The sequence below is a fragment of the Nocardioides sp. genome, assembly GCF_016462705.1.
In the GTDB taxonomy this organism is placed as follows: Bacteria; Actinomycetota; Actinomycetes; order Propionibacteriales; family Nocardioidaceae; genus Nocardioides.
Window position 1 is genome coordinate 1 of sequence record NZ_JAEMSS010000044.1, and the last position, 25,609, is coordinate 25,609.

Annotated in this window: 24 protein-coding genes, 1 other RNA gene and 1 pseudogene; 16 read left to right on the forward strand and 10 right to left on the reverse strand. The window is 72.2% G+C overall.

What is annotated here, in order from left to right; translation table 11 throughout:
- Positions 1–152 precede the first annotated feature (152 nt).
- The 3 genes from JHD21_RS07765 to rnpB all read left to right on the forward strand — a co-directional run bounded on the left by JHD21_RS07765 (position 153) and on the right by rnpB (position 2,406).
- Positions 153–1,097: an alpha-E domain-containing protein gene (locus JHD21_RS07765; RefSeq protein WP_292673118.1), complete on the forward strand. Its 945-nt coding sequence runs from the start codon at positions 153–155 to the stop codon at positions 1,095–1,097.
- A 28-nt stretch (positions 1,098–1,125) separates the two neighbouring features.
- Positions 1,126–1,971, forward strand: a complete 846-nt coding sequence (locus JHD21_RS07770; protein ID WP_292673121.1) for a transglutaminase family protein — start codon at positions 1,126–1,128, stop codon at positions 1,969–1,971.
- Between the two features lie 42 nt (positions 1,972–2,013).
- An RNA gene (gene rnpB / locus JHD21_RS07775) (RNase P RNA component class A) lies at positions 2,014–2,406 on the forward strand.
- Positions 2,407–2,418: 12 nt separating this feature from the next.
- Here rnpB and JHD21_RS07780 read toward each other — a convergent pair.
- Complete coding sequence (locus JHD21_RS07780; protein ID WP_292673123.1) at positions 2,419–3,156, reverse strand: hypothetical protein; 738 nt, start codon at positions 3,154–3,156, stop codon at positions 2,419–2,421.
- 202 nt (positions 3,157–3,358) lie between these two features.
- Here JHD21_RS07780 and JHD21_RS07785 point away from each other — a divergent pair, with 202 nt between their 5' ends.
- The 4 genes from JHD21_RS07785 to JHD21_RS07800 are packed head-to-tail and all read left to right on the forward strand — an operon-like array spanning position 3,359 to position 8,816.
- A complete protein-coding gene (locus JHD21_RS07785) occupies positions 3,359–4,642 on the forward strand; it encodes an extracellular solute-binding protein (protein WP_292673126.1) in 1,284 nt (427 codons plus the stop codon).
- Entirely contained in the window at positions 4,639–5,619 is a 981-nt protein-coding gene (locus JHD21_RS07790) for a sugar ABC transporter permease (protein ID WP_292673128.1), read from the forward strand. Before JHD21_RS07785 ends, JHD21_RS07790 begins: the two co-directional genes overlap by 4 nt.
- The gene (locus JHD21_RS07795; RefSeq protein WP_292673131.1) at positions 5,616–6,497 is read left to right on the forward strand and encodes a carbohydrate ABC transporter permease; all 882 of its coding nucleotides are present in this window, start codon (positions 5,616–5,618) and stop codon (positions 6,495–6,497) included. Before JHD21_RS07790 ends, JHD21_RS07795 begins: the two co-directional genes overlap by 4 nt.
- Before the next feature lie 39 nt (positions 6,498–6,536).
- A complete protein-coding gene (locus tag JHD21_RS07800) occupies positions 6,537–8,816 on the forward strand; it encodes a glycoside hydrolase family 3 N-terminal domain-containing protein (RefSeq protein ID WP_292673135.1) in 2,280 nt (759 codons plus the stop codon).
- Positions 8,817–8,831: 15 nt separating this feature from the next.
- Here JHD21_RS07800 and JHD21_RS07805 read toward each other — a convergent pair whose 3' ends face one another.
- Entirely contained in the window at positions 8,832–9,836 is a 1,005-nt protein-coding gene (locus JHD21_RS07805) for a LacI family DNA-binding transcriptional regulator (protein WP_292673138.1), read from the reverse strand.
- A 123-nt stretch (positions 9,837–9,959) separates the two neighbouring features.
- Positions 9,960–11,672, reverse strand: coding sequence for an ATP-binding protein (locus tag JHD21_RS07810; RefSeq protein WP_292673141.1), 1,713 nt, complete (start codon positions 11,670–11,672; stop codon positions 9,960–9,962).
- A gap of 136 nt (positions 11,673–11,808) precedes the next feature.
- Between JHD21_RS07810 and JHD21_RS07815 the strand changes: the two genes are divergently transcribed.
- The gene (locus JHD21_RS07815) at positions 11,809–12,417 is read left to right on the forward strand and encodes a sulfite oxidase-like oxidoreductase (RefSeq protein WP_292673143.1); all 609 of its coding nucleotides are present in this window, start codon (positions 11,809–11,811) and stop codon (positions 12,415–12,417) included.
- Positions 12,418–12,427: 10 nt separating this feature from the next.
- Complete coding sequence (locus JHD21_RS07820; RefSeq protein WP_292673145.1) at positions 12,428–13,138, forward strand: FAD-binding oxidoreductase; 711 nt, start codon at positions 12,428–12,430, stop codon at positions 13,136–13,138.
- Positions 13,139–13,147: 9 nt separating this feature from the next.
- Here JHD21_RS07820 and JHD21_RS07825 read toward each other — a convergent pair whose 3' ends face one another.
- Complete coding sequence (locus JHD21_RS07825) at positions 13,148–13,747, reverse strand: XRE family transcriptional regulator (protein ID WP_292673147.1); 600 nt, start codon at positions 13,745–13,747, stop codon at positions 13,148–13,150.
- 68 nt (positions 13,748–13,815) lie between these two features.
- On the opposite strand from JHD21_RS07825, the gene JHD21_RS07830 reads away from it, so the two are divergent.
- The 4 genes from JHD21_RS07830 to JHD21_RS07845 all read left to right on the forward strand — a co-directional run bounded on the left by JHD21_RS07830 (position 13,816) and on the right by JHD21_RS07845 (position 16,946).
- Positions 13,816–14,466 carry a class I SAM-dependent methyltransferase gene (locus JHD21_RS07830; protein WP_292673149.1) on the forward strand — a complete coding sequence of 217 codons (651 nt, stop codon included), beginning with the start codon at positions 13,816–13,818 and terminating at the stop codon, positions 14,464–14,466.
- Positions 14,463–15,998, forward strand: a complete 1,536-nt coding sequence (locus tag JHD21_RS07835) for an MFS transporter (RefSeq protein ID WP_292673152.1) — start codon at positions 14,463–14,465, stop codon at positions 15,996–15,998. Before JHD21_RS07830 ends, JHD21_RS07835 begins: the two co-directional genes overlap by 4 nt.
- 125 nt (positions 15,999–16,123) lie before the next feature.
- On the forward strand, positions 16,124–16,447 hold the full coding sequence (locus JHD21_RS07840) for an STAS domain-containing protein (protein ID WP_292673155.1): 324 nt from the start codon (positions 16,124–16,126) through the stop codon (positions 16,445–16,447).
- 49 nt (positions 16,448–16,496) lie between these two features.
- Positions 16,497–16,946 carry an NUDIX hydrolase gene (locus JHD21_RS07845; protein ID WP_292673158.1) on the forward strand — a complete coding sequence of 150 codons (450 nt, stop codon included), beginning with the start codon at positions 16,497–16,499 and terminating at the stop codon, positions 16,944–16,946.
- On the opposite strand, the gene JHD21_RS07850 is transcribed toward JHD21_RS07845, so the two are convergent.
- Positions 16,933–18,399 (reverse strand): RNB domain-containing ribonuclease, encoded by a 1,467-nt coding sequence (locus JHD21_RS07850; protein ID WP_292673161.1) that lies wholly within the window; start codon positions 18,397–18,399, stop codon positions 16,933–16,935. The genes JHD21_RS07845 and JHD21_RS07850 overlap by 14 nt on opposite strands.
- A gap of 46 nt (positions 18,400–18,445) precedes the next feature.
- Between JHD21_RS07850 and yaaA the strand changes: the two genes are divergently transcribed.
- The 3 genes from yaaA to JHD21_RS07865 all read left to right on the forward strand — a co-directional run bounded on the left by yaaA (position 18,446) and on the right by JHD21_RS07865 (position 21,505).
- Positions 18,446–19,222, forward strand: coding sequence for a peroxide stress protein YaaA (yaaA, locus tag JHD21_RS07855; protein WP_292673163.1), 777 nt, complete (start codon positions 18,446–18,448; stop codon positions 19,220–19,222).
- A gap of 44 nt (positions 19,223–19,266) precedes the next feature.
- Entirely contained in the window at positions 19,267–20,370 is a 1,104-nt protein-coding gene (locus tag JHD21_RS07860) for a prolyl oligopeptidase family serine peptidase (RefSeq protein ID WP_292673166.1), read from the forward strand.
- Positions 20,371–20,446: 76 nt separating this feature from the next.
- Entirely contained in the window at positions 20,447–21,505 is a 1,059-nt protein-coding gene (locus JHD21_RS07865; RefSeq protein WP_292673168.1) for an SRPBCC family protein, read from the forward strand.
- Here the strand turns inward: JHD21_RS07865 and JHD21_RS07870 are convergent.
- The 5 genes and pseudogenes from JHD21_RS07870 to JHD21_RS07890 all read right to left on the reverse strand — a co-directional run.
- Positions 21,492–22,703, reverse strand: a complete 1,212-nt coding sequence (locus JHD21_RS07870) for a bifunctional RNase H/acid phosphatase (protein WP_292673170.1) — start codon at positions 22,701–22,703, stop codon at positions 21,492–21,494. The genes JHD21_RS07865 and JHD21_RS07870 overlap by 14 nt on opposite strands.
- Positions 22,700–23,377 (reverse strand): C4-type zinc ribbon domain-containing protein, encoded by a 678-nt coding sequence (locus JHD21_RS07875; RefSeq protein WP_292673172.1) that lies wholly within the window; start codon positions 23,375–23,377, stop codon positions 22,700–22,702. The genes JHD21_RS07870 and JHD21_RS07875 overlap by 4 nt, the downstream gene beginning before the upstream one ends.
- An 88-nt stretch (positions 23,378–23,465) precedes the next feature.
- Complete coding sequence (locus tag JHD21_RS07880) at positions 23,466–24,614, reverse strand: Nif3-like dinuclear metal center hexameric protein (protein ID WP_292673174.1); 1,149 nt, start codon at positions 24,612–24,614, stop codon at positions 23,466–23,468.
- 16 nt (positions 24,615–24,630) lie between these two features.
- The gene (locus JHD21_RS07885) at positions 24,631–25,161 is read right to left on the reverse strand and encodes an AMP-binding protein (protein ID WP_292673177.1); all 531 of its coding nucleotides are present in this window, start codon (positions 25,159–25,161) and stop codon (positions 24,631–24,633) included.
- Positions 25,162–25,276: 115 nt separating this feature from the next.
- Positions 25,277–25,552, reverse strand: a pseudogene (locus tag JHD21_RS07890) (AMP-binding protein); the annotation flags it as partial.
- Positions 25,553–25,609: the final 57 nt, after the last annotated feature.

The window sequence follows — 25,609 nt, forward strand, 5'->3', positions numbered from 1 at the left end:
CGCAGTATCGTCCAGACTTCCAACAGGTCATCTGCCCCGGCACCGTCCCACCCGGCCCCGGAGATGCCGAGCGGTCCCGTCATCCGGGAGATGCAGTCGCAGGCCGAGCAGCAGCAGCAGGGTCTCGCCCGGCCCGACCGTCAGGAGCCGGGATGCTGAGCCGGATCGCGGAGTCGATGTTCTGGATCGGCCGCTATGTCGAGCGCGCCGAGGACACCGCCCGGATCCTCGACGTCCAGACCCAGCTGATGCTCGAGGACTCCGGCATCGACGAAGCCACCACGTGCCGGTCGCTGCTCTCGGTCATGGGCGTCGAGGACGAGGACGGAGCCGCCCGGCTCGGGAGCGTCGACCTGGCGCAGACGCTCGACCTGCTCTGCTACGACCCGAGCTCCCCGGTGTCGATCGCGTCGGCCTTCGGCGCCGCGCGGGAGAGCGCACGGCGGGCCCGCGAGACCCTGTCCGTGCCGATGTGGGAGGCCATCAACACGACGTACCGGGCCATCCCCTCCGGCCACTTCCACGCCCAGCGGCCGCCGGCGATCTTCCAGTGGGTGCGGGAGCGGGCCGCGCTGGTCAACGGCACCGCCGACGCCACGATGACCCGGGACGAGGGCTGGCACTTCCTGATGCTGGGCCGCTGCGTCGAGCGGGCCGACATGACCTCGCGGATGGTCGCCACGGCGGCGATGTCGGGCGGGATCGGGGCGCCGTGGACCACGACGCTGCGGGCCTGTGGCGCCTACGAGGCGTTCCTGCGCACCTACCGCGGACTCGAGACCGAGCGCGGCGCCGCCGAGTTCCTGCTGCTGGACCGGCTGTTCCCGCGGTCGGTGGTGTTCGCGCTCAACCGCAGCGAGCAGTGCGTCCAGAACCTCGAGGCCTCCGGACAGCGGGCCGGGTTCCAGAACGAGGCGCAGCGGCTGCTCGGTCGGATGCGCGCCGAGCTGGAGTACCGCTCCCTCTCCGACCTGATGGACGACCTGCCCGCGCAGATGGAGCGCCTGCAGCGGACCTGCGCCCAGGCCACCGAGGCGGTCACGCGCCGCTACTTCGCCGGCTCCGAGGCCCTCGTCTGGCACGGGATCCAGGGATGAGCGCGGGTGAGCGGCCGGTGATCGGGCGATGAGCATGCAGCTGCGGATCGTGCACACGACCGGCTTCGAGTACGACGGCAAGGCGGTCGCGTCCTACAACCAGGCCCGGATGACCCCCGTCACGACGCCCGGGCAGATCGTCGTGCACTCCCGGCTCGAGGTCTCGCCCAAGCCGTGGACCTTCGAGTACCGCGACTACTTCGGGACCCACGTCACGGCGTTCGAGGTGGTCGACCCCCACGACTCCCTGACGGTCCGGGCGACCTCGACGGTGCAGACCAGCCGACCGCCGACACCCCCGCCCAGCACGACCTGGGCGGCCCTGGCCGAGCGTGAGGTGGCGGACCGCTGGACGGAGTACCTCACGCTCCCCGAGCTGGTCGAGCCGCCGGCTGACTTCGCCCGCCGTGCCGCCGGTGTCGGGGCCGACTCCGCGCTGCCGGGCGAGGCGGCCCTCGCCCTGTGCCGGATGGTCGCGGACGAGGTGGAGCACCGGCCGGGCTCCACGGACGTGCAGACACCCGCCGCGGCGGCCTGGGGCCAGCGCGCGGGCGTGTGCCAGGACATGGTCCACCTGGTCATCGGCGGCCTGCGCTCGCTGGGCATCCCCGCGCGCTACGTGTCCGGCTACTTCCACCCCTCGTCCGACCCGGTGGTCGGTGAGCCGGTCGCCGGCGAGTCGCACGCCTGGGTCGAGTGGTGGGACGACGGCTGGCACCCCTTCGACCTCACCAACGACCGCGAGCCCTCCGACCAGTACGTCACCGTGGCGACCGGACGCGACTACACCGACGTCAAGCCGTTGTCCGGCATCTACTCGGGCGCCGCCACCTCGCGGATGTTCGTCGAGGTCGAGGTCACCCGGCTCGCCTGACCTTTCGGTCCCGCCGCCGCCCTGCCACACTGGTCCCGCGGATGGGCTGGCCGGACGACCGCGTCGGCGTACCTCTCGGGTGACCGGGGATACGTCGCCGAGGAAGGTCCGGGCTCCACAGGGCAGGGTGGTGGGTAACACCCACCAGGGGAAACCCGCGGGACAGTGCCACAGAGAACAGACCGCCTCGGTCCTCGGACCGCGGCAAGGGTGAAACGGTGGTGCAAGAGACCACCAGCGATCCGGGTGACCGGATCGGCTAGGCAAACCCCACCCGGAGCAAGATCGAACAGCGCACGTTCGAGGGCGGCCCGCCCGAGTGCGCGGGTAGATCGCTGGAGGGCACCGGCAACGGTGCTCGTAGATGGATGGTCGTCACCCGGACTCCCGTGAGGGACCCGGGCACAGAACCCGGCCTACAGGCCAGCCCGTCCGCACCCCGACCTGTCAGGTGCTCGGGATGACCGAGCCCTCGATGGTGCAGCGGGAGTCCAGCCCCGCCATCAGGACCTGCGCACGGTAGATGACGGTGTGCGACAGGTTGTTCGCCCGGAGGATGAGGGTGCCGTCCTCGCTGGCGGTCTGGGACGGCGAGCCGTTGTAGACCACTGCGGTGCCGCCCACGTCGCGCCGGCCGAACTGGTCCGACGGCCAGTCCATGGTGTTGAGCGTGGGTGTGCTCGACACGCCCTGAGCCCGGGTGTGGGTGCCGTAGACGTGGAAGACCGGGCCCTCCGCCCGGAGCGTCACGCTGATCCCTCCCGAGCCGACCGGGCCGAGGATGATCGTGCACTGACCGATGTAGGTCATCCCCCCGACGGTCGCGAGCACCTGGCTGCCGGTCAGCGGCGCGCTGTAGCGCAGCCGCGCGGCGCCCGGTCCGGGAGCACCCGGAGCCCCGGGAGCACCGGGTACGCCGGCCGCTCCGGGCGGACCGCTCGGACCGGACGGCCCCTCGGGTCCCGCAGGGCCCGCGGGACCGGCGGGCCCGGTGCTCCCGGCCGGGCCTGGTTCGCCTTCCAGCTGGTCGAGGGCCGCCGGACTGAGCTCCTTCGTCGTGAGTGACTCGTCCCTGACGTCCTTGCCCGTGACGCTGCCGTTCTTGATGTCCGCTCCGGTGACCATCGTGCCCGCCACTGCCCCTCCGGTGGCGCCCACGGCGAGAGCTCCCGCCAGTGCGAGCACGGACAGCTGGACTCTTCCCCCTGATGTCATACGAGCCACGCTTGCGCAGGGCCGTCGGCACCGACATAGCCCGGACGGGTCACATCCAGAGTGCGGCCGACCTTCCGGACCACCCAGCGAAATCGTTATCGATAACGATTGACAGCCGCGCCGCCGCCTGCGAGCGTGCCTGTGGTACCGGTCACACGACGAGGAGTGCGCCATGAAGAGGACCCCGCTCATCCGTGCCCTGGCCGTGGGGGCGACGCTGTCCCTCGTGGCCGCCTGTGGCTCCGACGGCGACGAGTCGTCCGACGGCAAGACCACGATCTCGTGGTGGCACAACTCCAACAACGATCCCGGCAAGGCCTACTACGAGCAGGTCGCCAAGGACTTCGAGGCCGACAACCCCGACGTCGACATCAAGATCGATGCCCAGCTCCACGAGGACATGCTCACCAAGCTCGACGCCGCCTTCCAGAGCGGCGACGTGCCCGACATCTACATGGAGCGCGGCGGCGGCGAGCTCGCCGACCACGTCGAGGCCGGGCTGACCCGGGACCTGTCCGAGAGCTCCGCCGACCTCATCTCCGACATCGGTGGTTCCGTGGCCGGCTGGCAGACCGACGACAAGACCTACGCGCTGCCGTTCTCCGTGGGCGTCGTGGGCTTCTGGTACAACACCGAGCTCTTCGAGCAGGCCGGGATCACCGAGGCCCCGACCACCTGGGACGACATGTACGCCGCGATCGACCAGCTCAAGGCGGCCGGGATCGAGCCGATCGCGGTCGGGGCCGGCGACGGGTGGCCGGCCGCCCACTACTGGTACTACTTCTCGGTCCGGGAGTGCTCCGAGGAGGTGCTGACCGACGCGGTGACCAGCCTGGACTTCTCCGACGAGTGCTTCCTCCGCGCCGGCGAGGACCTGGAGGAGCTGATCGCTGCCGAGCCGTTCAACAGGGGTTTCCTGTCCACCCCCGCGCAGGAGGGGCCGACCAGCGCCTCCGGCCTCCTGGCCACCGGCAAGGTCGCCATGGAGCTGCAGGGACACTGGGAGCCGGGAGTGATGCAGGGGCTCACGGAGGACGAGCAGGGTCTCGGCGACAAGACCGGCTGGTTCGCCTTCCCGACCGTCGAGGGCGGCGAGGGCGACCCGACCGCCGCGCTCGGCGGTGGCGACGCGTGGGCCGTCTCGGCGGACGCTCCCGACGAGGCCGTCGACTTCGTGAACTACCTGCTCTCCGAGGAGGTGCAGAAGGGGTTCGCCGAGCGGGACATGGGGCTCCCCACCATCCCGGCTGCGACAGGATCCGTGACCGACCCTGCCCTGGCGTCGCTGATCGAGGTCCGCGACTCCGCGCCCTACGTGCAGCTCTACTTCGACACGGCGTTCGGCGCCTCGGTCGGTGGCGCGATGAACGACACGATCGAGCTCATGTTCGCCGGCGAGGCCACTCCTGAGGACATCGTCGAGGCGACCCAGACGGCGGCTGACGCGGAGAAGTGACGGTCTCCACCGGAGGGACGACCGGCGCGGCCACCTCCTCCGCGCCGGTCGCCCCCCGCCCCACGCGCCGGCGCGGTCAGCGGGCCCGCACCGCCCTGGAGGTGCTCTTCTTCGTCGGGCCGGCGCTGGCGCTGTTCCTGGTCTTCGTGGTCTGGCCGATCGTCAAGGCCGTCCAGTTCTCGCTGTACCGCTGGAAGGGCTTCGGGCCGCTCCAGGACTTCGTCGGCCTGGACAACTTCCGCAACGTCCTGCAGAACGACGTCTTCGTCGACGCCTTCACCCACAACATGGTGATCGTCGTGCTGTCGATCCTGGTGCAGCTGCCACTGGGCCTGGCGATCGCGCTGCTCCTCAACCGCCGGATGCGGGGACAGGGCCTGTTGCGAACCATCATCTTCGTCCCCTACGTCCTCTCCGAGGTCATCGCGGGCGTGGTGTGGTTCCAGCTGCTGCAGCCGCAGTACGGCGTGGCCGACTCCCTCCTGGACTCCGTGGGCCTGCACGGTCCGGAGCAGGGCTGGCTGGGCACTCCCGACTACGCGCTCTACACCGTGTTCGTGGTCCTCACCTGGAAGTACCTCGGGCTCGCGGTGCTGCTCTTCCTCGCGGGGCTCCAGGGCATCCCGGACGACGTGGTCGAGGCCGCCCAGATGGACGGCGCCAGCTGGTGGCAGATCCAGTGGCGGATCACCATCCCCCTGATCGGGCCGACGATCCGGATCTGGGCGTTCCTGTCGATGATCGGTTCGATCCAGCTCTTCGACATGGTCTGGATCCTCACCGGCGGCGGCCCGGCCAACTCCACGACCTCGATGGCGACGTTCCTCGTCACGGAGGGCACCAAGCGGCAGAACTACGGCATCGCGGCGGCCGCCTCCGTGATCCTCTTCGTGGTGGCGCTGGTGATGGCGCTGGTCTACCAGCTGCTGGTCCTGCGGCGTGACTCCCATGCACTCGCGGCGGGGGGTCTCCGATGATCCTCGACACGCTCCCCGAGGAGGCGGCAGGGGCCCGCACCCGGCGACGCCGGGACCGGGGTCGCGACGGAGGCTCGCCGCTCGTCTACCTCATCGCACTCGTCGTGGTCGCGCTCACGCTGGGGCCGGTCCTGTTCGCGATCCTGGGCGGGTTCCGCACCAACGCCCAGCTCGCCGAGTCCCCGGCCGGGCTGCCGGATCCGTGGGTGTTGAGGAACTACGAGGGCGTCGTCACCAACCCGGACTTCTGGAGGTACGCGCTCAACTCCACGGTCGTCGCCGCCGTGACCACGCTCCTCGTGGTCGTCCTGGGACTGATGGCCGCCTACCCACTCGCCCGCTACCGGTTCCGCGGGCGGGAGACCCTCTACATGGTCTTCGTGGTGGGTCTGCTGTTCCCCGCGACGGTGGCGATCATCCCGCTCTTCATCCTGGTCACCCGTGACCTTCAGATGGGCAACACCTGGTGGGGCGTGGCGCTGCCGCAGGCGGCGTTCGCCCTGCCGATCACCGTGGTCATCCTGCGGCCCTTCCTGATGGCGATCCCCGACGAGCTGGAGGAGGCGGCCGTCATGGACGGCGCGTCGCGGGTCGGCTTCTTCTGGCGGGTCGTGGTGCCGCTGTCCGGGCCCGCCGTGGTGACCGTGGGCGTGCTGGCCTTCGTGGCCTCGTGGAACGCCTACCTGCTGCCGCTCCTGCTGCTCCAGGACGACATGAAGACGCTCCCCCTCGGTGTCGCCGACTACTCGTCGCGGTACTCCTCCGACACGGCGGGCGTGTACGCCTTCACGACCCTCGCCATGATCCCCGCGCTGGTGTTCTTCCTGGCGATGCAGCGCCGGATCGTCGGCGGACTCCAAGGCGCCGTCAAGGGCTGACCGCATGAGCGACGACCCCCGGACCCGAAGGACAGACCCGTGACCGACCTGCACACGACGACCGACGCCCCCACCGAGGAGCGCGTCCGCGCCCTCCTGGCTGAGATGACCCTGGAGGAGAAGCTCGCCCAGCTGGTCGGGTTCTGGGACAAGGGCGACGGCGAGGCCGTCGCCCCGCTGCAGGGGGTCTTCGACGTGGTCCGCGGTCTGCCCGCGGTCAGCAAGGACGGCCTGGGGCACCTCACCCGGGTCTACGGCACCCGGCCCGTGGAGCCGGTGCAGCAGGCCCGATGGCTCTGGGAGACCCAGCGGCGGCTGGTCCACGAGACCCGGTTGGGCATTCCCGCCCTGGTCCACGAGGAGTGCCTGACCGGGCTGGCCGCCTGGCACGCGGCGGCCTACCCGACCCCGCTGGCCTGGGGGGCCTCCTTCGACCCGGACCTGGTCGCGGCGACGGCGGCGGCGATCGGCCGCTCGATGCGGGCGCTGGGGGTCCACCAGGGCCTGGCACCCGTGCTCGACGTCGTCCGCGACCCCCGGTGGGGACGGGTCGACGAGTGCATCTCCGAGGACCCGTACGTCGTCGGGGTGATCGGCTCGGCCTATGTCCGGGGCCTGCAGTCCGAGGGTGTGCACGCCACCCTCAAGCACTTCGTCGGCTACTCCGGGTCGCAGGCCGGCCGCAACTTCGCCCCGGTGCACGCCGGGCCGCGGGAGCTGGCGGACGTCTACCTGGTCCCCTTCGAGATGGCGCTCCAGGCGGGAGCCCGGTCGGTCATGCACTCCTACGTCGAGATCGACGGGCTGCCGGTCGCCGCCGACCCCGCCCTGCTGACCGACCTCCTGCGCACGGAGTGGGGATTCGACGGCACGGTGGTGGCCGACTACTACGGCGTCGCGTTCCTGCACCTGCTGCACGGGGTCGCGGGTGACCTGGCGGAAGCCGCGGTGCTGGCCCTCACCGCCGGGGTGGACATCGAGCTGCCGACCGGCGACGCCTACCTCGAGCCGCTGGCCGAGGCCGTCCGGGGCGGCGACGTCGACGAGGCCCTCGTGGACCGGGCGGTGACGCGGGCGCTGAGCCAGAAGGCCGAGCTCGGCCTCCTCGACGCCACCTTCGACGACGAGCCTCCCACGTCGCTCGACCTCGACGGAGCCGACCAGCGCGCACTCGCGGCCCGGCTCGCCGAGGAGTCCGTCGTGCTGCTGTCCAACGACGGGGTGCTGCCGCTCGCGGCGCCCGCCCGGGTGGCGGTGATCGGGCCCAACGCCCATCGCGTGCAGGCCATGTTCGGCTGCTACTCCTTCGTGAACCACGTGCTCGTCCACCATCCCGAGGCCGACCTCGGCATCGAGGTGCCGACGCTCTTCGAGGCCCTGGCGGCCGAGCTGCCCGCTGCCGAGGTCACCTACCACCAGGGCTGCGCGGTCGACGATGCCGACATCTCCGGCTTCGAGGCGGCCCGGAGCGCCGCTGCCGCGGCGGACGTCGCCGTCGTCGTCGTGGGCGACCACGCCGCCCTGTTCGGTCGCGGCACGGTCGGCGAGGGGTGCGACCGCGAGGACCTCGAGCTGCCAGGCGTGCAGCGCGCCCTGGTCGAGGAGCTGCTCGACACCGGCACGCCCGTGGTGCTGGTCCTGGTCACCGGCCGGCCGTACGCCGTCGCCTGGGCGCTCGAGCGGTGCGCGGCCGTGGTCCAGGCGTTCTTCCCCGGGGAGGAGGGCGGGCCCGCGATCGCCGGCGTTCTCAGCGGCCGGGTGAACCCGTCGGGACGGCTCCCGGTCAGCCTTCCCCGGTCGGCCGGCGCCCAGCCGTTCAGCTACCTGCACCCGGTCCTCGGCGGCGACAGCGACGTCACCAACGTGTCCAGCGCTCCCGCCCGCCCGTTCGGGTTCGGGCTGTCCTTCACGACGTTCACCCACGACCGGCTCAGCGTGCCCGCTGAGTCCCCCACCGGCGAAGCCGTCCGGGTGACGGTCCGGGTGACCAACACCGGCGACCGCGCGGGCACCGACGTGGTGCAGCTCTACGGCCGCGATCCGGTGGCGAGCCTGACCCGCCCGGTGGCCCAGCTGCTGGGGTTCCAGCGGGTCCACCTCGAGCCGGGCAGCAGCGCCGTGGTCGAGCTGGTCGTGCCGCCGGCCCGGTTCGCGTTCACCTCCCGCGCGGGCACCCGCATGGTCGAGCCCGGCGTCGTCGAGCTGTGGGTGGGTCCGTCGTGCGCCGACCGCGAGACCGAGGCGCTGGTGACCCTCACGGGTGCCGTGCACCCGGTGCCGTTCGGGGAGGAGCTCTGGACCCGGACCTCTGTCGACTGACCGTCGGTCAGGTGCTCACGCGAGGCGGCGACAGGAGGCCCGCTCCACCATCGAGGTCGGCAGCGTCACGTGCGTGGCGTCGGGCTCGCGGCCCTCGAGCATCCGCACCAGGATCTCGAGTGCGGTAGCACCCATCTCGCGCAGCGGCTGGTTGATCGTGGTGAGCGGCGGGTTGGCCAGGGCCGACTCGGGCACGTTGTCGAACCCGATCACCGACAGGTCGTCGGGCACCGACACGCCGAGCTCCGCGGCCACCTGCATGGTCCGGATCGCCGAGAGGTCGTTGGTCGCGAAGACCGCCGTGGGTCGGTCGTCGCGGGTCAGCAGGAGGCGCGCTGGACCTTCGGCGGTCTCCGGCCGGTAGCCGCCGACCACGACCAGCGACTCGTCGACGGGAACCCCGGCGGCTGCCATCGCCGCACGGAAGCCCTGCTCCCGCAGCCGTGCGGACTCCAGGTCGGGGCGGCCGCCCAGGAGGGCGATCCGCCGATGACCCAGCTCGAGGAGGTGGTTGGTGGCCAGCACCGCTCCGGCGAGGTTGTCGGAGTCGACCGTCGGCACGTCCACCGGGCCGGTGTGCGGGTCCACGGCCACCACGGGGATGCCGCTGCCCGCGTCGACCACCGTGGGCGTCACGATGATCGCGCCGTCGATCAGCGAGCCGGCCAGCCTCCCCAGCGACCGCCGCTCCCAGCCGACCGCCTTGCCCCGGTGGCCGCCCGAGTAGGCCAGCAGCTCGTAGTCGGTCGACCCGATCGCCTCGGACACGCCTTTGAGCAGCTCGGTGCTGAAGGGCTCGAACTCGGCCAGGAGGACGCCCAGGACGTTGGTCTTGTGGCTGCGGAGGCTGCGCGCCCCGAGGCTGGTCTCGTAACCGAGGTCGCTCACCGCGCTGAGCACCTTCTCGAACGTCGCCGCGGAGATGCCGTCCCGGCCGTTGACGACCTTCGACACGGTCGCCACGGACACACCGGCCGCCTTGGCGACGTCGGCCATCTTGACCCGCTCGACCGGCTTCACACGCCCGATCCTAACGACGGGCGACCCCGCGGGGCTGGAATGCGAAAACGTTATCGCCGCTGGGGTCCCTCCCGACGTCATCTCGACCGTGGGCGAGCGCGGTACCGACGGCCCCGAGGCGCTCTAGGACGAGAGGGCCCTGGCCGCCGGATCCGACGCCAGCGCCTCCAGTGGCAGCCGAACCGTGAAGGTGGTCCCGACACCGAGCTCGCTGCGGACCTCGATGGTCCCGCCCATCAGCTCGGTCACCTGCTTGCAGATCGCGAGACCCAGTCCCGTGCCCGAGTAGTTCCGGGCAGCAGTGCCGTCGACCTGGGTGAAGGACTCGAAGATGCTGGCCAGGTCCCCGTCATGGATGCCGATGCCGGTGTCCGTCACGGCGAGCTGCACACCGCCTGCCGTCCCCCCGTCATCGAGCGGAGCAGCGCTGAGCCCGACCCGTCCTTCCTCGGTGAACTTCACGGCGTTCTCGACGAGGTTGTTGAGGACCTGGAAGACACGCTGCCGGTCACCGACGACGGTCGACGGCACCCTGGGGTCGATCTCCCAGTCGAAGGTCAGCCCCTTGCGCGTGGCCCGCGGCAGATGCGCGTCGACGACGTCGGTCACCACCGCACGGAGGTCGAACTCCGCCCGATCGAGGACGGCGTGTCCGGCCTCGATCCGCGAGAAGTCGAGCAGACCCTCGACGAGCGTCTGCAGCTGACCTCCGGACCTGTGCACCTTCTCCACGAACCGCTGTTGCACCTCGCTCATGGGGGTCTCCTTGAGCAGTCCCGCAGCGACCAGGACCGTGGTCAGTGGCGTCCGGATCTCGTGGCTCATGTTGGCCAGGAACATCGACTTCGCCTCGGAGGCGGCCAGGGCCTGGTCACGTGCCTCCACCAGGTCGCGCTGTGCTCGCTGCTCGGACAGGATCAGCCGACCGATCCGCACCAGGGCCAGTGCCATCACCACGACCGTGCCGATGAGCAGCTGCAGCGGCTGGTCGTCCCGGCCACGCAGGTCGCCGACGAGCTCGAGCCCCGGGGGCACCACGAGGGGGAACACTGCCAGCAGCATCCTCGGTACCCATCCCATGGGCGCCTTCTCGCGGCGAACGTCTGCGGGCTCGGCGTCGTAGGAACGCCAGGCGGCGCGAGCCATCAGTACCGGGGCCACCATCCACCCCGCGTCCATGACCACGAGCGCGGTCGGGTCCTCGGGCAGATGGATGTAGAGGACGTCGGCCACCAGCCAGAGGCCGACACCGAGACCGAACCACACGTCGATCACCGCCCGGGCGCTGCGGCTCCACAGCAGCCGCAGAACCAGCGCCAGGAGCACAGCGTCCAGGACCGGGTAGGCCGACCACGCCGCCCTCACGAGCGGGGACACACTGGTGTCCGAGACGATCGCCTCCACCGAGAACGTCCAGAAGGCCAGCACGCTGATGACCACGATCGTCACCGCGTCCACGACGAAGTCGAGGTCCGCCCTGCCACCCTCGCGGCTCTGGGTCAGTACCGTCCACATGGCCAGGCACAGGAAGACGTAGCTGCCGTACCACGGCAGGTCGGCGACCGACACCTCCGTGTTCGTGCCGGCCCTCTCGAGGAACGTCCACAGCACGTCCCCGATCGCGTTGAGGGTGATGCCGGTGGCGACCAGACAAGGCACGAGTCGTCGCCCGCGCGGCGATCGAGAGACTCCCGCCCAGGCGGCCACGCTCGCGCCGACCAGCACGGCGAGGTAGACGACGTCCGCCACGAGTGCGCTGTCCGTGGTCGCCTGGAGCACCACCGCCAGGGCCACCACCGGAACCCACGCCACGGAGAGGATCCGCGACGCGCTCATCCCCAGACTTTAGGCTCGGAGAGGGGTTTCTCGTGGTTGATCGGGCCGTCCGCCCACGCGGCGCCGGGTGCCGGTCAGGGGCACTAGGCTGCTGCCGGAGGCACGTCCGGCCCGTAGCGCACGCACAGGAGGCTCCATGCCGGTGACCCGAGGCTTCTTCCGCCGCCGCCCGGAGGGGCCCGAGGGTCGGCTGCCTCCGGGGCAGTACGACACCGGAAGCGGCTGGCCGGTCCTCACGGCGGAGGCGACCCCGCTGATCCGTCCCGAGGCGTGGACCATGACCGTCGACGGGCTGGTCGAGCGGCCCACGACGTGGAACTGGGACCAGGTGCAGCAGCTCCCATCGTCGACCTACACGGGGGACATCCACTGCGTCACGACCTGGTCCAAGTTCGACGTCGCCTTCACCGGCGTCAGCGTCGACGTCCTGCTGGACGCGGCCGGGCCGCTCCCCGAGGCGGCGTTCGTGATGGCCCACTCCAGCACCGGCTACACGACGAACCTGCCGCTGAGCGACCTCACCGGCGGCAAGGCCTGGGTGGTCTGGGAGTACGGCGGCAAGCCGCTCGCCCGTGAGCACGGTGGGCCCGTGCGGCTCCTGGTCCCGCACCTCTACTTCTGGAAGTCCGCGAAGTGGGTCAGCCGACTCGAGCTGATGGCCCGGGACCAACCCGGGTTCTGGGAGCGCAACGGCTACCACGACCGAGGGGACCCCTGGCTCGAGCAGCGCTACCAGGGCGACTGAGGCACTGGCGTTGAGCATCGACGACGTCGTGCCGACCGCGACCACCTGGACGACCGGCCGGATCATCACCAAGGAGTTCCCCACCCCGACCACGGTCCGGCTGCGGATGCACGTGGAGGACCGGCTCCGGCACTGGCCGGGACAGCACTACCTGATCCGGTTGCGCGCACCCGACGACTACACCGCGCAGCGCTCCTACTCCGTGGCCTCGGACGAGAGCGACCCGCTCCTGGAGTTCCTGGTCGAGAGGCTGCCGAACGGAGAGGTCTCGGAGTTCCTGGCCGACGTGGCCGAGGTCGGTGACGTGCTGGAGATGCGCGGGCCGATCGGCCGCTGGTTCACCTGGGACACCCGCACGCCGGCGCTGTGTCTCGTGGGCGGCACCGGCGTGGTCCCGGCGATCTCGATGAGCAGAGCGGCCCGGCACGCCGGCACGCCGGACCTGCTGCGCGTCGTGGCCGTGGGCCGCAGCCCCGAGGAGCTGCCCTACGACGACGAGCTGCACTGGATCGGCGCGACCGTCGCGTACACACGCCATGCGGACGGCACGCGCGTGCCGGGACCTCCGACCCCGGACGAGCTCCTCCCCCTGCTGGACGGGGTCGAGCTGGCCTACGTGTGCGGGTCCTCGCGGTTCGCCGGGCTCGCCGAGTCGTTGCTCGTGGAGTGCGGGATGGCCCCGGAGGCCATCCGCGTCGAGCAGTTCGGCGCCACCGGCTGAACGGACCGGTCACCCACGCTCGGGCCGGCTCCGGTGCGGCGCGGCCCGGACGTGCGCACGTTCGCCCTGGCGGCCGACGAGGCTGAGGAACTCGACGGGACCGGCGCTGGTGGCTCCGAACCAGTGCGGCGTCCGGGTGTCGAACTCCGCGGCCTCGCCGGGATGCAACAGAAGGTCGTGCTCGCCGAGGACGAGGCGGAGCGTGCCGTCGAGGACATAGGCCCAGTCATAGCCCTCGTGGGTGCGAAGCTGAGGAACGTCGTCGTCGCGGCCCGCGGGCAGCACGAACTTGTAGGCCTGGATGCCGCCTGCGCGACGTGTCAGCGGGATGACGGTCGACCCGTCACCGGTGACGATCGGTCGCAGGTTGACGCGCGGGTTGCCGGTCGGCGGTGCGTCGACCAGGTCGTCGAGGGTGACCTGGTAGGCACGCGCAAGGGGCAGGAGCTGCTCGAGCGTGGGGCGTCGCAGCCCGGCCTCGAGCCGGGAGAGAGTGCTGACCGAGACGCCCGTCTCCGCGGCGAGCTCGGTGAGCGTGATCTGACGACGGGCCCGCAGCTGCCTCAGTCTCGGGCCCACCGCGTCGAGCGCAGGGTCGATGTCGTCCATGGCCCCATTTTGCCATTCGGCAACAACCTTTGCGCTTCGGCTGGTGATCAACGCACCCTGGCGAGGTGATGACACATGGGTTCGACAAGGACTACTGGCAGGCGCACTGGGCGGAACGACTCGCGGACGACGAGGGGACGACGCTTCCTCCCCACCCGTACCTCGAACGCGAGCTGATCGGCATCGATCCGGGCACCGCGCTGGACGCGGGCTGCGGTGGGGGCGCAGAGGCCATCTGGCTGGCCGAGCAGGGGTGGCAGGTCACCGGAGTCGACATCTCCAGGGCGGCACTCGACCGCGCCGCGCGCGCGGCTCGGAGCGCCGGACACGGTCGCATCGAGTGGGTGGAGGCAGACCTGACTGCATGGGAGCCGGAGGGCCGGTTCGAGCTGGTCACCTCGCACTACGCGCACGCCGCGATCCCCCAGCTGGACCTCTACGACCGTCTCGCCGAGTGGGTGGCACCGGGAGGCACGCTGCTCGTGGTCGGCCACCAGCACGCGCACGGCGGCGACGGCCACGAGGGCCACGAGGGCCACGAGGGCCACGAGGGGCAGCCACCTCCGGAGGCCGAGGTCAGCGCCTCGGCGATCACGGCTCGGCTGGCTCCCGAGGAATGGGAGATCGTGACCGTGGCCGAGCTGGTCCGCTCGGTCGACGAGCACGCAGGTCTGCCGGTCGAGCTGCACGACGTCGTCGTGCGGGCGACCAGGAGATGAGCAGCGGCACCTCGAGGGGCGCGGACACCGCCGACGCGACCGTCCACGACCCGCGACAGCGACGGGCGATCCTGGTCGCCGTCTGCCTCGCGTTGATGGCGGTGATCGCGTCGGTTTCCGGCCTCAACGTCGCACAGCCCCAGCTCGCCGTGGCCTTGGACGCGTCGCAGGGCGAGGTGCTCTGGATGATCAACATCTACGCGGTCTCCCTGGCCGCCCTCCTGCTGCCGCTCGGCGCGGTCGGGGACCGCTGGGGACGCCGACCGGTCCTGTTGGCGGGTCTGGCCGTCTTCGGGCTGGCGAGTGCCGCCGCCGGTCTGGCGCCCACGACCGAGGTCATGCTCGCGGCCCGGCTGCTCAGCGGCGTCGGCGCGGCGATGATCATGCCCGTCACCCTCGCGGTCATCACGGCCACGTTCCCCGACGAGGAGCGGTCGAAGGCGATCGGCGTGTGGACCGCCGTGGCGGCAGGTGGCGGCATCCTCGGGATGTACCTGTCAGCGCTGCTCGTCGACGTGGCCAGCTGGCGCTGGCTCTTCGCCCTGCCGGTGGTCCTGGTCGTCGCGGCCGTCGTCACGGGTCTGCGCGCCGTCCCCAACTCCCGCGAGCACGCAGGCCTTCCTTTCGACCACATCGGGGCCTTGTCGTCGGTGGTCGGGATGCTCGCCCTGGTCCTCGTCCTCCACGAAGGTCCCGAGCGGGGCTGGGGCGCGCCCGTGACCTTGCTGGGCCTCCTGGTCGCCGTGGTCAGCACCGCCGGCTTCGTGGGGTGGGAGCGACGGCAGGACGCACCGCTCCTCGACGTCCGCCTGTTCCGCGGGCGCGGCCTGTCCAGCGGCTCGCTGTCGCTCCTCACGGTGTTCGGGGTCCAGGCGGGCATCTTCGTCGTCCTCTTCCCCTACTTCCAGGCCGTGCTCGGCTGGTCCGGCCTGCGCTCGACGCTGGCACTCATGCCGATGGCCCTCCTGATGATGGCGGGCTCCGGACTGGCCCCACGGCTGGCCGCGCGTGCCGGCGCCCGGGCGACCATGGCGTCCGGGATCCTCCTGGGCGCCGTGGGCCTGGGTCTGATGGCGTCCCTCGTGTCCGTGGACGGTGGCTACCCGTCGGTCCTGCCGGGCATGCTCGCGATGGGGCTGGGCATGGGCCTGTCCATGACCCCGGCCACCGAGGCCATCACCTCGTCCCTGCCCCGCGAGCGCCAAGGGGTGGCCTCGGCGCTCAACGACGTCACCAGGGAGCTCGGCACCGCGCTGGGCGTCGCCTTGCTCGGCGCCCTGCTCACAGCCGGCTACCGCACCAACATCGACGCCCACCTCGACGGGGTGCCCCCCGAGGTGGCTGACGACGCGCGCGAGGGCATCGCCAACGCCGTCGCGGCCGCGAGCGGGGCGGGGTCGCTCGACGAGGTGCTGCTCCGGGCCGCCCAGGAGTCGTTCGTCGACGGCTGGCAGCAGGCCATGTGGGCCGGCACCGTGGTCATGGCGATCCTGTTCGTGTACGTGGTCGTGCGCGGGCCGCAGCGGGAGTGACCACCTCTAGAGGTGGTGTGCGCGGCACCGGACCCAGATAGCCTCGTGCCAACCGAGAGTTACTCGCGACCGCCTTTCAGGCCCTCCGTTCCCGGCTGTTCCGCCACCAGGTCAGGGGATCTCGGATGGACTTCTCACTCACATTGGACGTCTCGCCGCCGGACGTGTTCGTCCGTCCATGCGGCGAGCTCGACGTCTTCTCCGCCCATCAGCTCTCCCGTGACCTCCACGACGCGGTCGACGAGGGCTGCCGGCGAGTTCTGCTGGACCTCGCCGACGTGACCTTCGTGGACGCGGGCGCCCTGGGCGTCCTGGACCGGCTGCGCACCCAGATGGCCGAGCTCGGTGGGTCGCTCGTGGTCGTCGACTGGAGCCCGCGCTTCCTCCAGGTGTGCCGGATGGCCGGCCTGGACCGCACCTTCGAGCTCGCGGAGCCCATGCCCGCCTGATCGGCGCACCCTCCGGCGCAGCTCAGGTGGCACCCGACAGAATGCGGCCATGAGCTGGGCGACGTGCACCCTGGGGCACGCCCACTGGGGACCCCGCGGTGCCGCGGGCCTGCTCGTCGCCAACGACGGACACGTGCTGCTCCAGCTGCGGGCCCGGTGGGCCCACCAGGGCGGCACCTGGTCGATCCCGGGCGGCGCGCGCGAGCGCGGCGAGTCGAGCGTCGAGGCGGCCCTCCGCGAGGCTCACGAGGAGCTGGGGGTCGACCCGGCCAGCGTCGAGACCCTCGGCTCGTACGTCGCCGAGTGCGGCGGCTGGCGCTACGAGACGGTCCTCGCGCGGGCCGCGGAGCAGCTCCGGCTCGAGGACCGGGCCGAGAGCGCCGGGCACCGCTGGGTGGCCGCGGACCAGGTCGACGGGATGTTGCTGCACCCGGCCTTCAGAGCGGCGTGGTCGAGCACGACCACCCTCCGCGACTGGGTCGGGCTCACTCGAGGGTGAACTCGACCTTCCGGGTCGTCACGTCGGCCGTCGTCAGCCGTACCTGCGCCTCCGTGCCGAGCGGGAGCGGTGACGCCGAGACCAGGGGGGCCTCGATCGCGGGCTCGCGCACCGTGACGGTCCCGCGGGTGGGCTCCTTGTCGTCGACCGAGACGACGACGCCCGCGAACGACTCCCCCACGCGGGCCTTCAGCACCCCCGCCTCGACCAGGTCGAGCACCATCCGCTCGTAGCGGTTCGCGAGCTGCCCGGTCCGCTGCATGGTCGCCGGGAGACCCGGCAGCGCCGCGTGCACCCAGTCGGGCACCTCGTCACCGGCGCACAGGGCGAGGCACACCTCGGACGCGTGCCGGTCCGCCAGCCGGCGCAGCGGCGCGGTGACGTGGGCGTACTCCGCGGCGAGTCCCGCGTGCCGCGGCTCGGCCGGGACCTCCCCGTCGAAGGCGACGTACCCGCTCCCCCGCAGCAGTCGTGTGCTGGACACGATCAAGGCCGCCTGGTCGGGCTCGGTCGGGTCCAGCTCGCGGATCAGGTCGGCGTAGAGCAGCTCGGCCGGCCACTCGATCCCGAGGGCCCGGGCCGTGCGGTGCAGCCGCTGCACGTCGCGGTGGTCGGGATCAGGCAGGGTGCGGAGCAGGCCGACCCGCGCGTAGACCATGAGGGAGGCCGCGGCGAAGCCGGTCAGGAGCGACATCTGCGCGTTCCAGGTCTCCACCGGGAGGAGGTCGCGGAACTCCAGGGAGAACCGGTCGTCGGCGACGTGCACCTCCTGCTCCAGGGTCGGCAGCGAGATCCCCCCTCGCGCGGCCTCGCGGCTGAGCCGCAACAGGCCGACGTCCTTCAGCAGCTGGAGGGGCTCGGGGGCGGAGCCGTCGTCGATCGTGTCCTGCGCCTGCTGGTAGGTCAGCTTGGCGGTCGAGCGGACCAGGGCGCGCTGGACGTCCACGTCGGTGCGGGAGCCGTCGGCATCCAGACGGAGCGTCCACAGCAGCGCCGGACGCACCTGGTCGGGCAGCAGGGACGCGGCGTCCTCGGACAGGACCTTGGGGTGCAGCGGCACCTTCGAGTCGGCGCCGTACAGGGTCTGCCCCCGGCGGTGGGCCTCGACGTCCACCGGGTCCCCGGGAGTGATGAACGCGGCCAGGTCGGCGATGGCGTAGGAGAGCACGAACCCGTCGCCGTCCCGGGCCAGGTGGAGCGCCTGGTCCAGATCCATCGAGCCGGGCGGGTCGATCGTGACCATCGGGAGGTCGGTACGGTCCAGCCCGGGCAGCCGTGGGTTCCTGGCGGCCTCGGCGGCGGCGGCCTCGACCTCGGGCGGGAACGCCGCGCTGACCTCCAGCTCGGCCTGGATCTGCGCGATGCCGGCCCGGAGCGTGTCGGCCGCGACGCCATGGGCCGCCTCGGGCCCCTCGAGCCGGGGCCGGACGGTGACCACGCGGTTGCCCCACATGGCCTCGACCCTACGGTGTCTCCGTGATGGTCTCCGTGATGTCGCCGTGATCGTGCTCCTGCCCCCGAGCGAGGGGAAGACCGCGCCGCGCCGCGGCAGGCCGCTCGACCTCACGACCCTCACGCTGCCGTCGCTGACCCCGGCCCGGGAGCGCGTGCTCGACGCGCTGGTCTCGCTGTGCGAAGCCGACGAGACCGAGGCGGCGCGGGTCCTGGACGTCCCGCGGTCCCAGCTCGGTCTGGTCGGGCTCAACGCCCGGATCCGTACGGCACCGACCGCCCGGGCCGACCAGGTCTACTCAGGCGTGCTCTACGACGCCCTGTCGCCGGCCACCCTGAGCACCGCCGCCCGCCGGCGTGCGACGGCCCGGCTGCTGGTGACCTCCAGCCTCTTCGGTCTCGTCGGCCCGGCCGACCGGATCCCGGCGTACCGCCTGTCGGGCGACGCGGTCCTGCCGCGCCTCGGCGGTGTGGCCGCCCACTGGCGCGGCTCGCTCGGCCACGTTGTCGAGGAGCTCGTGGGCGACCGCCTGCTGGTGGACCTGCGCAGCAGCATGTACGCCGCGTTCTGGCGACCACCCGCCACGCTCGCGCGCCGGGTGGCGACGGTGCGGGTCCTGCACGAGGTCGGCGGGAGGCGCCAGGTGGTCAGCCACTTCAACAAGGCGACCAAGGGCCGGATCGTCCGCGAGCTCCTGGAGTCGGGAGCCGCGCCCCGCTCACCGGGCAGGCTCGCCGATGCTTTGCGCGACCTGGGCTGGACGGTCGAGGTCGAGCCCGGCCGGGCAGGCACCCGGCTGGACGTCGTCGTCGCCGAGCTCTGAGTCCGTCTCGGCCGGGGCTTGGCGGGTCTCCGTACCGTGACCCCATGCGCGCTCGGCTCGTGGTCGCGGTGGTGGCGGGTGTCCTGCTGTCCGGCTGCACGGACGAGGACCCGGGCGAGACGAGCTCGGCCGCGCCGTCACCGCAGGCTCCGGCGAGCAGCCCGACCACCGAACCCCCGGGGGCGGCCGCCGAGCCGAGCGGGGAAGCCACGTCCGCCGAGCCCACGGCGCCGGCCGCCGAGCCCCCGGCGCCACCGGTCTCGGTGCTCGGCCTGGACCAGCAGACGCACCGTGGCGACCGGCTCCGGCTGGGCGCCGTCCGCGAGGACACGGCCGCCTACACGTCCTACGACGTCACCTACCGCAGCCGGAGCACGACGCCCGCCGGACGGACCGAGTCCTACACGATCTCGGGGGTGCTCAACGTCCCGACCGGCCGCGGCCCCTTCCCCGCCGTGGTCCTGGCGCACGGCTACATCGACCCCGCCGTCTACGAGCGCGGGCAGGGCATGACCCGCGAGCGTGGCTATCTCGCCTCGCGCGGCTACGTCGCCCTGCACGTCGACTACCGCAACCACGCCGAGTCCGACGACGACCCGCGCTACCAGCGGCGGATGCGGCTCGGCTACAGCGCCGACGTCATCAACGCGGTCAAGGCGCTCCAGGCAGCCCCCGACGTGCCGGTTGCTGACGACCGGATCGCCCTGTTCGGCCGGTCGATGGGCGGCGGTGTCGTCCTCAAGGCCCTGGTCGCCGAGCCGGGCCTGGTGCGGGCCGCGGCGCCGTGGGCGTCGGTGTCCTCGCTGGAGGGCGAGAACTACGACCAGTTCCAGCGCGACGACCCCGCCGACCGGAGCCGTCCGGACGACCCGGCCCGCGTCCACGGTCTCCCCGAGGACAACCCCGAGTTCTGGCTGGCCAACTCGTCGCGCCCCTACTTCGACCGGATCACCGAGCCGGTCCTGATGGTGCACGGCCGGGCCGACGACACCTGTCCTCCCCGCTGGGCGACCGCGACCCGACAGGCGCTGGTGCGCGCGGGCGTGGACGCGCAGCTGGAGTGGTACGACGACGGGCACGCGTTCGGTCCGGCGTTCACCGCCGCCATGGACCGCACCATCCGGTTCTTCGAGCAGCAGATGGACTGACGCGAGCGACCTCGGACCTCGCCGACAAGGACCATCGCCTCTGCCTGCGACCGAGGCGCCGCGGTGGACTGTCGCCATGGCACTCGTCGCACGGGAGCGTCCGGTCGGTGCCGCGTCCCGATGGCGCCTGGCGGTCGGCGTCGTCGCCGCCCTCAACGCGGTCGCGGCACTGGGCGGCACCGTCGGGCTCGTCTCCGGCTGGCTCAGCCTGGGCGACCTCACCGACCGGTTGCCGTTCGGCAGCAGCGTGCTCGGCGGGACAGCGCTGGCGGTGCTGGTCTCCCTGCCCCAGGCCCTGCTCGCCCTGCTGGCCTGGAGGAGGGCCAGCGCCGCGGCGGCGGTCTCGGTCCTGGTCGGCGGGATGCTGGTGGGCTGGATCCTGGTGGAGGCGCTGTTCCTGCAGGTCTTCGAGGGGCTGCAGGTCGCCTACCTCGTCATCGGGCTCGTCCAGGTCGGACTGGGCCTCCTGCTCGGGCTGCACGACCCGGGGTTGGAGCCACGCGCCTTGACCGCGATGGCCTGGGCGGTGGTGGCCGACCTGCCCCGGTTCCTGGGGGCACCGTTCCACCGGCGGGCACACCTGCGCTGGGGAGCAACCCCGGCCGAGGTCGCCGCGCCGATGCCAGGTGACGCCGCGCTCCCCGAGGCGTCGTACGTCGCCACCCGCGCGATCGACATCGCCGCCCCGCCCGAGGCGGTGTGGCCCTGGATCGTCCAGGTCGGCGCGGACCGGGCCGGCTGGTACAGCGACGACCTCCTCGACAATACCGGACGGCCGAGCGCGGACGTGGTCCGTCCCGAGTGGCAGCACGTCGCCCGCGGCAACGTCGTCTCCATGTCGCCGCGCACCCCGCCGTCACCGGGGACCTTCTTCACCGTCGAGTCGTTCGACGAGCCGTACTGGCTCCTGTGGTCCAAGTCCGACTCCGTCTGGAGCTGGCGCCTCGAGCCGGCCCCCGGTGGCGGCACCCGCCTGGTGACCCGGGTCCGGGCCTGCTACGACTGGCAGCGTCCGGCGCTCGCGCTGTTCGGCGTCCTGCTCATGGAGCTGGGTGACTACCCGATGATGCGGCGGATGCTCCTCGGCATCCGGTCCCGGGCGACGGCGGGCCGCACCGGCGTCACCACGACGTAGCGCCGGCCGCGAAGGCGTCGTTGCCCGGCGGCCGGGCGTTGTAGAGCCGCAACGAGGCCCGGTCGGGGATGCCGTTCTCCTCCGGGTAGTAGGAGACGACGCTGACCGACGCCGGCGACAGCTCCATCCGGAACACGCCGTCGAGCGGCGCACCGATCGCGTCGCTGACCAGGATCTTGATCGGCGTCACGTGGCTCACCACCACCACCGTGCGGCCCTCGTGCCGGGCGCGCAGCCGGGCCAGCGCACTCAGCACCCTGGCCTGGACCGTCTCGAAGGACTCGCCCCCCTCGGGCGCCCGGTCGAGCTGGCCCATCCACGCCTCGAGGCCGGCCTGGTCCCGTTCGGCGACCTCGGCGTAGGTGAGCCCGTCCCAGACGCCGAACTCCATCTCGGCGAACCCCGGCTCCTCCTCCACCGGGCGAGCCAGGGACTCGGCGATCACCTCCGCGGTCTCGCGCGTGCGGCGCACCGGCGAGGTCACGACGGCGTCGATCCGCTCGGCGAGGGGCGAGAGCCAGTCGGCGGTCGCCCGGGCCTGCGCGAGCCCCTCCTCGCTGAGGCCCGGGTTGTCCCCACCGAGCCCGCCCGAGAACCTCTTCGCCGTGGTGTGAGCGGTGACGCCGTGTCGCACGAGGACCAGCGTGGTGGGCGCAGCGGTCGGAGGCCCCCAGCCCCGCGCGGGGGCGACGTCCGGTCCAGGCTCCGGGTCCTCGATCTCCTCGATGAGCGAGTCCTCGTCGAACTCCGGCACCGGGCCCGGCGCGCTCACCCCGTTGCGCTTGCCGTCCAGCGCCTCGTTGGCGAGCCGGTCGGCATGCGCGTTCCGCAGGCGTGGCACCCAGGTGTACGTCGTCCCGAACGGCGCGAGCCCGTTGGCCTCCTGGGCCAGCGGGATCATGTCCGGGTGCTTGATCTTCCAGCGCCCGGACATCTGCTCGACCACGAGCTTGGAGTCCATCCGCACCTCGATCTCGGCGTGCGGGGCGAACTCCTCGGCCAGCCGCAGGCCACCGATCAGGCCGCAGTACTCCGCGACGTTGTTGGTGGCGATGCCGATCGTCGAGCCGTCCTCCGCGATCACCTCGCCGGTCTCCGCGTCCTTGAGGACGGCGCCGTACGCCGCCGGGCCCGGGTTGCCGCGCGAGCCGCCGTCGGCCTCGATGATGACCTTGCGGTGCCGGAACGGTTCGGTCACAGGCCCGATTCTGCGGTCCGCACCAGGATCCGCTGGCACTCCTCGCAGCGGACCACGGTGTCCTCGGGCAGCGCCCGGATCTCGCCGATCTCGTGGGCGTCGAGGGTCAGCCGGCAGCCGCCGCACTGGCGGGCCCGCAGCTCGGCGGCACCCACACCGCCCTTGGCCTCGCGCAGCTTGTCGTAGAGCGCGAGCAGGTCGGCGGGCAGCCCCTCCGCCGCCGGGCGGCGCTCCGACTCCAGGCTGGCGAGCTCGGCGTCGAGCGCCTCCAGCTTCTCGTCGCGGGCGGCCGCCACGGCGGCGAGCCGCTCGTCGGCGGCGGCGACCTGCGCGGTGAACGACTCGAGGTCCTTCTCGGCGTCCTCGAGCCGGGCCATCACCTCCAGCTCCTCGTCCTCCAGCGTGGTGATCCGCCGCTGGAGCGACTCCAGCTCACCCTGCATGCGCTCGAGGTCCTTGGGGTTGCTGATCAGCCCCTTGTCCATCCGGTCCTGGTCCCGGGTGCGCCGGGTCTTGACCTGCTCGACGTCGGCGTCGACCTTCAGCTGCTCTGCGGTGAGGTCGTCGACCAGGATCTGCGCGTCCCGGCGCTGGGCATCGAACCCCGCCCGCGACTCCTGCAGCGCCGTGAGCTCCGCCAGCTCGGGCAGGGTCCGTCGTTGGTGTCGCAGCACGTCGACCCGGGCGTCGATCGCCTGCAGGTCGAGAAGGGCGAGCTGGGCGGCGGGATCGGCTTTCAGTGCAGCTCCTAGTGAGGGCCGTTCACGGGCGGGTCCACGGGTCCGTGGGGATCTCGCTGACCCGGGTCTCCACCGTATCGCCCTCAGCAGCGCCCCCGAGACCATCCAGTGCCTCGCGCACCCGCGCCTCCACCACCGGCAGCCAGGTCCACTCGGCGGCCCAGTGGGCGATGTCGACCAGCGCGGGCCCGTCCTTCTCCAGGAACTCGGTCGCCGGGTGGTGCCTCAGGTCGCTGGTGACATAGACGTCCGCGTCGGTCGCGAGCACCGCATCGAGCATGAAGTCGCCCGCACCGCCGCAGACCGCGACCCGGCGCACCGGCCGCCCCGGGTCGCCGCCGACCCGCACTCCCCCGGCCGTCCGCGGCAGACGCTCGGCCACCAGGGCGGCGAACTCGCCCAGGGTCGTCGGCTCGACGTCGCCGATCCGGCCGGCCCCGGTGTGCCCTGGCGCCGCGGGGGCGAGCTCGACGACGTCGTACGCCGGCTCCTCGTAGGGGTGCGCGGCCAGCATCGCCGCCACCACCGCCGTACGCCGCGGGCGGGCCAGCACGACCTCGACCCGGACCTCGTCGACCACCTCGAGGCGACCGACCGCGCCGATCGTGGGGTTGGCCCCGTCGAGCGGCCGGAACCGGCCCTCACCGCCGGTGCTGAACGATGCCGAGTCGTAGTCGCCGATCGTGCCCGCCCCGGCGCCCGCGAGCGCCTCGCGCACCCGCTCCGCGTCAGACCTGGGGACGTAGGTCGTGAGCTTGTCCAACGGCGCCGGGTCGCGCGGCAGGACGGGAGCCAGGTCCCGAAGGCCGAGGGTCGTCGCGAGCGCCTCGCTCACCCCGCCGACCGCCTGGTCGGCGTTGGTGTGCGCGGTCAGCAGCGCGCAGCCGGCGTCCAGGAGGGTGCCGAAGGTCCGGGCCTTGGGCGTCGTCCTGGCGATGCCATGGACCGGCTTGAGGAACAGCGGGTGGTGGACGACGAGCAGGTCTGCACCCCACTCGGCCGCCTCGCGGGCAACGGCGGGCGCCGGGTCGACCGCGAACAGCACCTTCCGGACCGGCTGGTCCGGGTCGCCCGACACCAGTCCGACGGCGTCCCAGGAGTCGGCGGTGCCCGGCGGGTACCAGCCGTGCAGCAGGTCGACGACGTCTGTCAACCGGGGCGGTGTGGGCACGCTCGGAGGGTAGCCGTCAGTTGACCTGGCGGTCGCGGCCCTCCCAGTAGGGCGCCCGCAGCTTGAACTTCTGCAGCTTGCCGGTCGCCGTCCGCGCCAGGAGCTCGCGGAACTCGATCGACGTCGGCGCCTTGTAGCCGGCCGCCTTCTCCTTGCACCAGGCGATCAGCTCGGCCTCGGTGACCTCGGCGCCCTCGGCCAGCACGACCAGCGCCTTGATCGTCTCGCCCCACTTCTCGCTCGGGACACCGATCACGGCCACCTCGGCGACCGCCGGGTGCGAGAAGAGCACGTCCTCGACCTCGATCGACGACACGTTCTCGCCGCCGGTGATGATGACGTCCTTCTTGCGGTCCATGATCGTCAGGTAGCCGTCGTCGCCGATCTCGCCGCCGTCCCCGGTGTGGAACCAGCCATCGGCCAGGGCCCGCTCGGTCTCCTCCGGCTGCTCCCAGTAGCCCTCGAGGACGACGTTGGAGCGGGCCAGCACTTCGCCGCCCGGCGCCCCGTCCTCGCCGTCGCCGCCCTCCGAGATCTTCAGGGTCACGCCGATGGCCGGCGCACCCGCCCGCACCAGCTTGGCGGCCCGCTCGTCGGCCGGCAGGTCGTCCCACTCCTGGCGCGTGCGGTTGACGGTGAGCAGGGGGGGACGTCTCGGTGAGCCCGTAGATCTGGATGAACTCCCAGCCGAGCTCCTCCTGCACCCGGACCACGGTCTTCGTCGGTGGAGGCGCCCCGGCCATGATGATCCGGACCCGGTCGCGTCCCGGGATCTCGCCCTCCCAGGTCTGCGCGGCCTCGAGGACGGCGGCCGCGACGGCGGGGGCGGCGCACATGACGGTCACGCCGTGCTGCTCGACCCGGCGGAGGATCTCGGCCCCGTCGACCTTCCGCAGGATGATGTGCGGCACTCCGAGCCCGGTCATCGCGAACGGCATGCCCCAGCCGTTGGCGTGGAACTGCGGGAGCGTGTGCAGGTAGACGTCGCGGTCGGT

Excerpts from the sequence above, each read along its gene's own strand:
- JHD21_RS07765 (WP_292673118.1), top strand. The coding sequence starts at position 153 with ATGCTGAGCCGGATCGCGGAGTCGATGTTCTGGATCGGCCGCTATGTC.
- JHD21_RS07770 (WP_292673121.1), top strand. The coding sequence starts at position 1,126 with ATGAGCATGCAGCTGCGGATCGTGCACACGACCGGCTTCGAGTACGAC.
- JHD21_RS07785 (WP_292673126.1), top strand. The coding sequence starts at position 3,359 with ATGAAGAGGACCCCGCTCATCCGTGCCCTGGCCGTGGGGGCGACGCTG.
- JHD21_RS07795 (WP_292673131.1), top strand. The coding sequence starts at position 5,616 with ATGATCCTCGACACGCTCCCCGAGGAGGCGGCAGGGGCCCGCACCCGG.
- JHD21_RS07810 (WP_292673141.1), bottom strand. The coding sequence starts at position 11,672 with ATGAGCGCGTCGCGGATCCTCTCCGTGGCGTGGGTTCCGGTGGTGGCC.
- JHD21_RS07815 (WP_292673143.1), top strand. The coding sequence starts at position 11,809 with ATGCCGGTGACCCGAGGCTTCTTCCGCCGCCGCCCGGAGGGGCCCGAG.
- JHD21_RS07825 (WP_292673147.1), bottom strand. The coding sequence starts at position 13,747 with ATGGACGACATCGACCCTGCGCTCGACGCGGTGGGCCCGAGACTGAGG.
- JHD21_RS07830 (WP_292673149.1), top strand. The coding sequence starts at position 13,816 with ATGACACATGGGTTCGACAAGGACTACTGGCAGGCGCACTGGGCGGAA.
- JHD21_RS07835 (WP_292673152.1), top strand. The coding sequence starts at position 14,463 with ATGAGCAGCGGCACCTCGAGGGGCGCGGACACCGCCGACGCGACCGTC.
- JHD21_RS07840 (WP_292673155.1), top strand. The coding sequence starts at position 16,124 with ATGGACTTCTCACTCACATTGGACGTCTCGCCGCCGGACGTGTTCGTC.
- JHD21_RS07845 (WP_292673158.1), top strand. The coding sequence starts at position 16,497 with ATGAGCTGGGCGACGTGCACCCTGGGGCACGCCCACTGGGGACCCCGC.
- JHD21_RS07850 (WP_292673161.1), bottom strand. The coding sequence starts at position 18,399 with ATGTGGGGCAACCGCGTGGTCACCGTCCGGCCCCGGCTCGAGGGGCCC.
- JHD21_RS07860 (WP_292673166.1), top strand. The coding sequence starts at position 19,267 with ATGCGCGCTCGGCTCGTGGTCGCGGTGGTGGCGGGTGTCCTGCTGTCC.
- JHD21_RS07865 (WP_292673168.1), top strand. The coding sequence starts at position 20,447 with ATGGCACTCGTCGCACGGGAGCGTCCGGTCGGTGCCGCGTCCCGATGG.